Origin of the sequence: Candidatus Chordibacter forsetii (assembly GCF_964187505.1) — a bacterium.
Lineage (GTDB): Bacteria > Verrucomicrobiota > Verrucomicrobiia > Opitutales > Seribacteraceae > Chordibacter > Chordibacter forsetii.
Genome location: NZ_CAXLML010000102.1, coordinates 1 through 9969, shown reverse-complemented (window position 1 = coordinate 9969; position 9969 = coordinate 1). Strand labels below are relative to the sequence as shown.

At 46.8% G+C, this 9969-nt stretch carries 7 protein-coding genes; 2 read left to right on the top strand and 5 right to left on the bottom strand.

Going from position 1 to position 9969, the window contains the following annotated elements:
• Positions 1-170 precede the first annotated feature (170 nt).
• Together ACKPQ4_RS04770 and ACKPQ4_RS04765 are read left to right on the top strand one after the other, a co-directional pair.
• Positions 171-2546: a DUF1549 domain-containing protein gene (locus ACKPQ4_RS04770; RefSeq protein WP_407680065.1), complete on the top strand. Its 2376-nt coding sequence runs from the start codon at positions 171-173 to the stop codon at positions 2544-2546.
• Positions 2547-2563: 17 nt separating this feature from the next.
• Positions 2564-3994, top strand: a complete 1431-nt coding sequence (locus ACKPQ4_RS04765; RefSeq protein ID WP_407680064.1) for a DUF1501 domain-containing protein — start codon at positions 2564-2566, stop codon at positions 3992-3994.
• Positions 3995-4084: 90 nt separating this feature from the next.
• Here ACKPQ4_RS04765 and ACKPQ4_RS04760 read toward each other — a convergent pair whose 3' ends face one another.
• The 5 genes from ACKPQ4_RS04760 to ACKPQ4_RS04740 all read right to left on the bottom strand — a co-directional run bounded on the left by ACKPQ4_RS04760 (position 4085) and on the right by ACKPQ4_RS04740 (position 9662).
• A complete protein-coding gene (locus ACKPQ4_RS04760; protein WP_407680063.1) occupies positions 4085-4438 on the bottom strand; it encodes a hypothetical protein in 354 nt (117 codons plus the stop codon).
• A gap of 103 nt (positions 4439-4541) precedes the next feature.
• Positions 4542-4757 (bottom strand): hypothetical protein, encoded by a 216-nt coding sequence (locus ACKPQ4_RS04755; RefSeq protein WP_407680062.1) that lies wholly within the window; start codon positions 4755-4757, stop codon positions 4542-4544.
• Between the two features lie 18 nt (positions 4758-4775).
• On the bottom strand, positions 4776-5630 hold the full coding sequence (gene purU / locus ACKPQ4_RS04750) for a formyltetrahydrofolate deformylase (protein ID WP_407680061.1): 855 nt from the start codon (positions 5628-5630) through the stop codon (positions 4776-4778).
• Complete coding sequence (gene carB, locus ACKPQ4_RS04745) at positions 5627-8845, bottom strand: carbamoyl-phosphate synthase large subunit (RefSeq protein WP_407680060.1); 3219 nt, start codon at positions 8843-8845, stop codon at positions 5627-5629. The genes purU and carB overlap by 4 nt, the downstream gene beginning before the upstream one ends.
• A 151-nt stretch (positions 8846-8996) precedes the next feature.
• Positions 8997-9662 (bottom strand): SDR family oxidoreductase, encoded by a 666-nt coding sequence (locus ACKPQ4_RS04740; RefSeq protein WP_407680059.1) that lies wholly within the window; start codon positions 9660-9662, stop codon positions 8997-8999.
• Between the last annotated feature and the right edge of the window lie 307 nt (positions 9663-9969).

Genomic DNA, 9969 nt, shown 5'->3' with positions numbered 1-9969 from the left:
TGTCAAATTCGCATGCCCGGGACTAATGCCAATGAACAATGGAAAGAGATGGAAATGCTCTTTCAACTTAGGTGACAGAAAACAACCCGACTTAGCCCAACTCTATATTCTGAGTGTACCTGGGAATTAGCCTCGTAAGAAACGCCTCTCTACTTACATTTGTTTTAGGCATGATTAATCACATAACACCCAAGGCCTTTATTCTTTTGGCTATGCTTCAATCGAGCCCTGCTTTAATAGGTAAAATTGATTTCGTGCATCAGATAATGCCTGTTCTCAAAAAGAATTGTGCAGAGTGCCATACAGAGGGAAAGAAAAAGGGGGGGCTCTCGTTGAATACGCTTGGAGAATTTCTTGCGGGAGGAGAGGGAGGAGAAGTGGCGGTGCCCGGAGAGCCCGATGAAAGCTATTTCCTCGAACTGGTTGCCACTGATGATACTGATGATCGCATGCCCCCCAAAGGACCTGGACTTAGTGATAAAGAAGTTCATCTTCTTCACCAATGGGTGAAGGAGGGTATGGAATGGCCCGAGGAAATCCGCCTCGGCAGCTCCGGCTGGGAACCCCAACTTAAGCCAAGAGTGGTCACTCTGCCCCCAGCTCAGGCAGGTAGGGACCATCCAATCGACCGCATTCTCGACAGAGACCTTTCAATGCGGAAAGTCCCCCTACCCGCTGCGGCACCCGAGGAGACCTTTGTCCGCCGGGTCTACCTCGACCTGATTGGGTTGTTACCCACACCGGAGGAACGCGATGCCTTTTTGAACAGTACATCTGACAAAAAGAGCGAGGAACTGGTCGATGACCTGCTCAAACGGAAAATTGCCTATGCTGATCACTGGCTTACTTTTTGGAATGATTTACTGCGCAACGACTACACAGGCACTGGATTTATCACTAAGGGACGTACCCAAATCACTACCTGGTTGTATAGATCACTTCGTGAGAATAAGCCCTATGACCAAATGACCCGAGAACTGATCGATGTAAACAAAGAATCAGAAGGCTTCATCAACGGAATTAAATGGCGTGGAAGCGTCAATGCCAGCCAAACCCGAAACATGCAGTTCGCCCAGAATGTTTCCCAGGTCTTTTTGGGAATTAATATGAAATGTGCCAGTTGTCATGACAGCTTTATTGATCGCTGGACTCTACAGGAAGCGTATGACCTGGCTGCGGTCTTTTCCGAAAAGCCCCTCGAGCTCGAAAGGTGCGATATTCCCACCGGTAAGATGGCTACCGCCCGGTGGATGTTTCCAGAACTGGGACAAATCGATAAAAATGCGACAAAGAATGAACGGCTCAAGCAGTTGGCTGGCTTAATGACCCACCCGGAAAACGGCAGGTTTACCCGCACCATAGTAAATCGTATTTGGGCCAAAATAATGGGTCGTGGAATTGTTCATCCAGTCGATGCAATGCACACAAAGCCTTGGAATGAAGACCTTCTTGATTATCTGGCCAACCGCTTCGCTAAAGATGAGTACGACCTTAAAAAATTCATGCACTTTGTGATGACCTCACACGCTTATCGTTCACAAAGTGATCTCTTATCTGGGGAACCAGGCTTGGAATACGCATACAACGGGCCGTTGCCAAAGCGTATGTCTGCGGAGCAATTGATGGACTCAATCTGGCAGGTAACTTCAAGCCACCCTCAAAATGCAAACGCCAAAGTTGAAAGAAGTTACGCCCACAAAGGAAATTTGCCCACTGAGGTTAAACAATTTGCTTGGCCTGAAAAAATTAACGCCAAGTGGATATGGACGAAAGAACGGGCAGCCAAAATCAACCTTCGTAAAGAAATAGTTCTCTCCGAACAACCAGTTGCAGTTGGAATTCTTGCTACTTGTGACAATGCCTTTTCCATCACGATTAACGGCAAGTCAGTCGCCCGATCCAAGGTATGGCAAAAACCGGTAAAACTGGTGAAGACTGATCTTTTTAATTCCGGTAAAAACACCATAGAAGTGCAGGCCGAAATGTTTGGTGGGAGTATGGGGTTTGTGGGACAGCTTGTTTTACAATTTACAGACAAAATAAAGGTCATCGAAACGGGTCCTGACTGGAAAGCCCAGGTACCTGAAAAAGATTGGTCCACTGCTCATACTGAAAAGGAATACGGACAAGGTCCCTGGAACAAAGTTTTACACAGCAGCGATATACAGGATGGGAAAACAGGACCCGAGCCTCCGGTACGGGCATCTCTAGTCGCCAATAATTTCCTCATGCGTTCACTTGGACGACCCCACCGCGACCAGGTGGTAACTTCTAGACCATCCTCTCTAACAACTCTACAGGCAATCGATTTGGCAAACGGGGAAATTCTCTCCGACACACTCAAAGAGGGAGCAATGAGATTATCAAAATCTAAAAACACTGGGCAAATTCACAACTGGCTGTACCGCCATGCACTCGGGCGCAACCCAACTCCCAATGAAGAAGAGACCTTGCTTGCAGTCACCAAAAATTCACCCGAACAGCAGGGGTTAGAAGACTTGCTATGGATGGTCTTTATGCAGCCCGGTTTTCAAATTATTCGCTAACCCATAGATTAAGCAAAATGAACTCTTTTGAAGCCTTACAAAGACGGGATTTCCTTAAACAACTCGGCCTCGCCTCCACGGCTGCTCTCGCAGCACCAAGCACCAGTCTTTGGGGAAACGAACAAATCCCTCACCCCCAAGCTCGTGCAGATTCCTGTATTGTTATTTGGATGGCGGGTGGCATGGCATCACCCGATACCTTCGACCCCAAAACCTACCTTCCCTACGAGGACGGGTTGGAAGTAAAAAAAATCCTTAGTACATTTCCGGCTATTGATACCAATGTCGATGGGGTAAAAATTTCTCAGGGTCTCGAAAACATCGCACAGGTTATGGACCGTGGAACCTTAATCCGTTCCGCTATCCAGCCCGACCTGGGAGCAATCCTGCATTCCCGCCACCAGTACCATTGGCACACCGGCTATGTTCCCCCAATCACAGTGGCAGCACCACATTTAGGGGCGTGGATGTCCAAGGTACTCGGTCCGAAAAATGAGGTCGTCCCACCTTTCATAAATATTGGGCAGCGGCTTGAAGGCGTGGGCGAAAAAGAAGAACTAAAAGCATTTACCACGGCGGGATTTTTTGGATCTGAGCATGGTCCAATGAACCTGCCTTTTCCTGAGCAGGCGGTGCAGTCTGTGCAACCCCCAAAAGGAATGGAACCAGGGCGATTTAGCAACCGTTACAAACATTTTAAAAGTCTGCTAGACCAAAACCCAAATCGCGAAAACATGAGCGATTTCCAGGGAGAATCAATGATCCGTTCGATGGAAGCCGCCCACAGGCTTTTACAATCGGATGAGAAACATGCTTTTGATCTAACCCGTGAACCAAAAGATTCGGCTAATAAATATGGCGACTCCCGATTTGGGCAGGGTTGCCTACTCGCCCGCAGGCTGGTGGAACAGGGATCAAGGTTTGTTGAGGTCACCACCGAATATGTACCCTTTCTCAATTGGGATACTCATGAAAATGGGCACACCACCGCCACTCGCATGAAAAAAGAAATTGATCAACCGGTCGCACAATTGATTCTTGATCTTGAAGCCCGGGGAATGCTCGACCGTACCCTAGTCATTCTCGCGAGCGAATTTAGCCGGGATATGATGATTGAAGGTGTACCCGGTTCCACTGCACCCGATCAATCAAGAGCCCGTACCGACAATCTCAAGGAAATGAAACAGTACGGATTGCACCGTCATTTTACTGGAGGTTCCAGCATTATGATGTGGGGAGGTGGAGTGAAACAAGGTCATGTGTATGGAGAGACTGCCGACGAACGTCCGCTCATGGCGGTTAAGAATCCTTTATCAATCGAGGATTTGCACGCGACTATTTTTACTTTGATGGGGATCAATCCAAAAACCGCATACGAGGTTGAAAAACGACCGTTTTACGCCACGAAGGACGGAATTGGGAAATGTGCCAAGGGAGTGCTCGCCTAATTCCAATCAATCGAGGCCTTTTACCAACTTGTGCCCCAGTTTTCGTATTTTGAATCGTTACTGGGAGTACGCTGACTTGTCCAAAGACAATTAGAGAACTTCAACCCTTCCTTCAATCGGTCTCAGTAAGTTGAAAATCCCCATCCTTAGTCTTTCGTTTAGGTGGCTAATTGACCTTTTTAAAAGGGTAATTTTTCCCAAGGGTGGGTTTTGGAAATTCACTGCCACTTCAGAAAGTTCATAACCATAGCGGACCTCCTTTCGCGTATTGTAGAAATGTTGCTTTTGGTTGCTGCAAAACAAAACGGTTTCATTGGCTTGTATATCAAAAACAACCTCCATACTCCTGCATTTCGGACCATCAAACCAAAGTGTCAGGAGGGTGTTGCCATCTGAAAACTTTCTCACTTCACTTGTGCTTTTAGGTAACTCTTCTAACTTCATCGGGTTCTCGCTTTTATGTATTTAAACTAAACTTAACACATAAAATCAAGGATATCCATTATTTGAAGAAAGAATGAGATCTAATATTTTATCTAGGACACTCCTACCAAGGCAAAACACCCGCCCGCATGAGGGCAAAACCTAACCATAGGGTAAGTACTAGGTAGACCATACTCCAAGCCTTCGTAGCAGGAAAATGCTTAGCAATACTTGGAACAGAAGAATCGTACCAGTCTTTCAAAAACCAACTGACGGTAAAAGCAAACGAGCAATCCGCCGCTAAGGCATACCAGAGAAACGCTTCGATATTGAACTCCATTAAAATTAAAAAAAAGGATTAATCAAAAACAACGGTTTTATTGCGGTATACCAACACCCGATGTTGCAGGTGGCGACGGACCGCAACCGCAAGCACGAGTTTTTCGAGATCGCGCCCACGCTCAATTAATTCCTTGGTTCCATGACGATGACTTACCCGAGCCACATCCTGTTCGATGATTGGTCCCTCATCGAGATCCTCAGTGACATAGTGTGCAGTCGCACCGATGAGTTTCACCCCGCGCTTATGGGCTTGATGGTAGGGCTTAGCCCCGGCAAAGGAGGGAAGAAAAGAGTGATGAATATTTATGACCGGACAGGCAATTTTATTCAAAAAATCAGGACTTAATACCTGCATGTAACGAGCAAGAATGAGCAGGTCGACTTGTTGATCAGCAAGCCAGGTGAGTTGTTTGGCCTCGGCATCCGCCTTGTTTTCTTTAGTCACGGAATGACAAACATAGTTCAAACCATAAGACTGAGCCACCGGTTCGAGGACTTCGTGATTGGAGAGGACTCCCACCAAATCAGCATTCCAATCACCAGCCCGTTGACGCAGGGCGAGATCATGAAAACAATGATCTGCTTTGCTGACCATCAAAGCAATTCTGGGTCGGTAATCGCTCCTGGTCAGGCGTACCTTCATACCGAATTCTCCCTTTACCAAATCCTCAAACAATTCCATTTCTTCTTCGAGGGAATGGGGAGTGCCTGGCTGCCACTCCACCCGTTGGAAGAAAATATTTTCATCCCGATCAAGGTGTTGATCTGCATGGAGTACATTACCTCCCCTCTGATGTATCCAACTGGCAGTCCGCGCAACTAACCCGGGTTGATCCGGACCATGAAGCAGGGCAATAACAGATGGATTCACGAGGGGTGGTACTCTTGAAGAGATTTGACGGAAAACTTCTTTCCCCGAATAGAACGGATACCCTGAAGGGCAGCGTCTGCCGAACCAAGTGTGGTAATGACCGGAACGCCATGAAGAACGGCTTCACTACGTATCCCATTTTCATCACGCCTTGGAATCAAGCCAAGGGGGGTATTGATGACCATTTGTACTTTTCCATTCTTGATCAAGTCTGCCACATTTGGACGCCCCTCACTAATACGCAGAGTGGTTTCCGCCTCGATCCCGTTTTCATTTAGAAATTTTGCTGTGCCTTCGGTGGAGTAGAACTTGAAACCGAGTTCGTGCAAACCCTTGGCAATTTCCAATGCCTTTGGCTTGTCAGAGTCTTTAACACTGAGAAAGACATTTCCTTCCATTGGTAAAGAAGGTTTGGCCGCCATCTGAGTCTTGGCAAATGCAATTCCAAAATCTTCATCCTGCCCCATTACCTCTCCCGTACTGCGCATCTCTGGAGTGAGCACGATGGGAGATCCTGGAAATTTACTAAAAGGAAAAACCGCTTCCTTAATCGCCCAGTGTTTAGGAGTAATTTCCTCAGTAAATCCAAGGTCCTTAAGTTTTGCACCCGCCATTACCCGGGCTCCAAGCTTGGCCAGAGGAACCCCAATTGCCTTACTCACAAATGGTATGGTTCGTGAAGCTCTGGGGTTTACTTCGATCAAGAAGAGTTCTCCACCCTTGATGGCAAATTGTATATTCATTAGGCCAATCACCTTTAGTGCATCAGCCAGGGCATGAGTGGCCTGCCTCACCTCTTCGATCATCGATGGTTCCAAATCATGTGGGGGCAAAACCATGGCCGCATCTCCGCTGTGCACACCGGCAAATTCAATATGTTGAAGCATACCACCAACCACGGTGGTTTCGCCATCAGAAATACAATCAACATCAAGTTCGATCGCTTCTTCAAGAAATTTATCGAGCAAAACTGGTTTACCCGGAGCAACCGCAAAGGCTTCCTTGACCACCCCGCTTAGTTCATCCTCGTCATAAACGATGAACATTCCACGCCCACCCAGTACAAAGGATGGACGGAGCAAAATAGGATACCCGATACGGGCAGCCTTTTCCCCAGCCTCATCTGGATGCATTGCGGTTTCGTTCTGAGGTTGTTTTAATCCAATTTCTTCCAGGATTCGCTTAAATTTTTCACGATCCTCGGCGAGATCAATGCTCTCGGGAGATGTCCCAATGACATTTACTCCGGCAGCTTGCAAACCGCTGGCAAGATTGAGTGGAGTCTGCCCGCCATACTGAACAATGGCTCCATCACATTCTTCCTGATGATAAACCTCGAGTACATCTTCCATGGTCAAAGGTTCGAAATACAAACGATCAGAGGTATCATAATCAGTGGAAACCGTCTCGGGATTGGAATTCACCATCACTGTTTCATAACCCGCTTCTCTCAGGGCAAAGGAGGCATGCACACAGCAGTAATCAAATTCAATCCCCTGTCCGATTCGATTGGGTCCTCCACCGAGAATCATGATCTTTTTCTTATCTGATTTTTTAATCTCATTTTCATCCCCATAGGAGGAATAATAGTAAGGGGTAAAGGCTTCAAACTCAGCGGCACAAGTATCTACCAAACGAAAAGTGGTCTCAATCCCGAGTGATACCCTTCTGTTTCTGACCTCCGAGGGTTCACAATTCCAAAAATCTGCAAGCTGACGATCCGAAAAACCGGCCTCTTTTGCCTGGCGCAAGGACTCCTCATCAATTGCCTCCAAGCTCGTTCCACTTAAGTATTTCCCGATAGCATGGAGTTCTTCCAATTGGGAACTAAACCATGGATCAATACCCGACTGTTTGGAGATATCCTCCCCTGACATTCCCATATCCAAGGCTTTGTACAAATACATTGGACGATCAGCAGAGGGTCTCTTCACTCCTGCACGCACAGCTGATTTATCAAGCTCCTGATCAGCAAGTTTGCCCGCTTCAAAGCCTTTCAAACCGATCTCAAGCGAGCGCATTGCTTTTTGAAAGGACTCTTTAAAAGTACGACCAATGGCCATAGCTTCCCCCACTGACTTCATTGCTGATGTGAGGGTGGAATCTGCTTCGGGAAATTTTTCGAAAGTAAAACGTGGAATTTTGGTGACTACATAATCGATGGAAGGCTCAAAAGAAGCAGGCGTTTCCTTGGTTACATCGTTGCGTAATTCATCGAGCGAATAACCGACCGCCAATTTTGCGGCAAACTTAGCAATAGGAAAACCGGTTGCCTTGGAGGCCAATGCAGAACTTCGGGATACCCGGGGATTCATCTCGATAACCACCATCCGGCCATTCTCCGGGTTTGTGGAAAATTGAATATTACTACCTCCGGTTTCCACACCAATCTCACGAATACAGGCAAAGGAGGCATCACGCATCAACTGGTATTCTTTATCCGAAAGGGTCATCGCCGGAGCAATCGTTATCGAATCTCCAGTATGTACACCCATGGGATCAAAATTTTCGATCGAACATATGACCACGCATTGATCCTTACAATCGCGCATGACCTCCATTTCATATTCCTTCCATCCGAGCAGGCATTCTTCCATCAACACCTGTTTGACCGGAGATGCGTCCAATCCTTTCTGCACCATTTCATCAAATTCTTCGCGATTGTATGCAATGCCCCCACCGGTTCCACCTAAGGTGAAAGCAGGGCGAAGAATAATGGGAAAATCTCCGAGCTCGTCCAAATGGGAACGGGCTTCCTCTAAAGAATTGATTGAAAAAGAACGGGCGACATCAAGTCCGATCTTGAGCATCGCTTGTTTAAATAGTTCGCGATCCTCACCCTTTTTGATCGCATCCGGTTTAGCCCCGATCATTTCAACTCCATTGGCTTCGAGTACACCGGCATGAAAAAGATCAAGGGAAAGATTAAGCCCGGTTTGTCCACCCAAAGTAGGAAGCAAGGCATCGGGTTTTTCCTTTTCAATAATCTTAGTCACGCTTTCCACGGTCAACGGTTCGACATAAGTCGCGTCGGCAAATTCGGGATCGGTCATGATGGTGGCCGGATTGCTATTGACCAGCGATACTCGGTAACCTTCTTCACGCAGAGCTTTGCAGGCTTGAGCCCCGCTGTAGTCAAACTCGCAAGCTTGTCCAATTATTATGGGCCCCGATCCGATGATCAGGATGTGTTCAATATCGTTTCTTCTAGGCATGGACTCAGTAAAAAATCAAAAAAAAGGCTCCTCGGGGAGCCGGCGTGAATCTAGATCTGCTGAATAAGGGTTCAATTCTTTAATAAGGGGAATTGAACCTTTTTAATATCAATTTTTCCTTAAGCCTCAAGAATGAAAGGGGAAATGTTACTCACAATATGGCGGGTTGGGCATCACCTCCAGCAGCAAAGGCAATGGCATCCTTAATTTTCTTCCCTCCCGTTACAAGTTCAATGGTCTTTCCCACGCAATTATAATTTCGCAAGGATTCAATAATACAATCGGCCAAGTCCTCACGAGGGAGGTATCCGTGATACCCTAATTCCTCGGCTGCATCTATTCTTCCCGTGCCTTTTTCCTCCAGCAATGTACCAGGTGCCAAAATGATGTAATCCAGGCCCGATGAGCGCAGGGCACCATCGGCTACCCCCTTGGCCCTAAGGTAGTGCTGAATACGGGGAGAGTCGCTGGTGGGATCCGCACCTATTGCACTGACCATTACAAACCTGCGAACCCCTTGCTTTTTACAATCTTTAATCAAACGAACTGCGGCGTTTTGGTCGACATCGATAGTTTTTTCCGGACCGGTGTGTCCACCCGAACCTGCCGTGAATACCACCACATCCATACCTTGCAAGAAATCGGCAATGCCCGCCTCCAGGTCGCCCACTGCCGATGGCAGACCCAGGGCAGTAAACTTGGTTTGTTGGCGAGAATCCCGAATAAGAGCGACGGGAGAAAAATCATGAGCCGCCCACATTTTCCCGCTCAACAAAGTACCTACCCGTCCATTGGCTCCAACGATAAGGGTTTTCATGCAGAATGGTTAAATACGCCAATGAGACGGCTGGGATTAAAGGCTAAAAGCATGTAACCTTTTTCAAAATCAAGAGCGTGAATGAGGCAACGATTTTCACGATTCCAAACTTGTTGAGATTCTCAATAACGAAAAATTAAATAATTTAGGATTTGATCTTATAAATAAGCTCAAATTCACTAAAAATGAAAAATTTATCATTCATAAGGGGCATCCAGCCGAGAAAGGCATGCTAAAAATACAATCGTTCTAATTGCGATTTTGATCGTCCTTGTTTTCCTAAAATTATAGAACTTGCTCTTTTAAA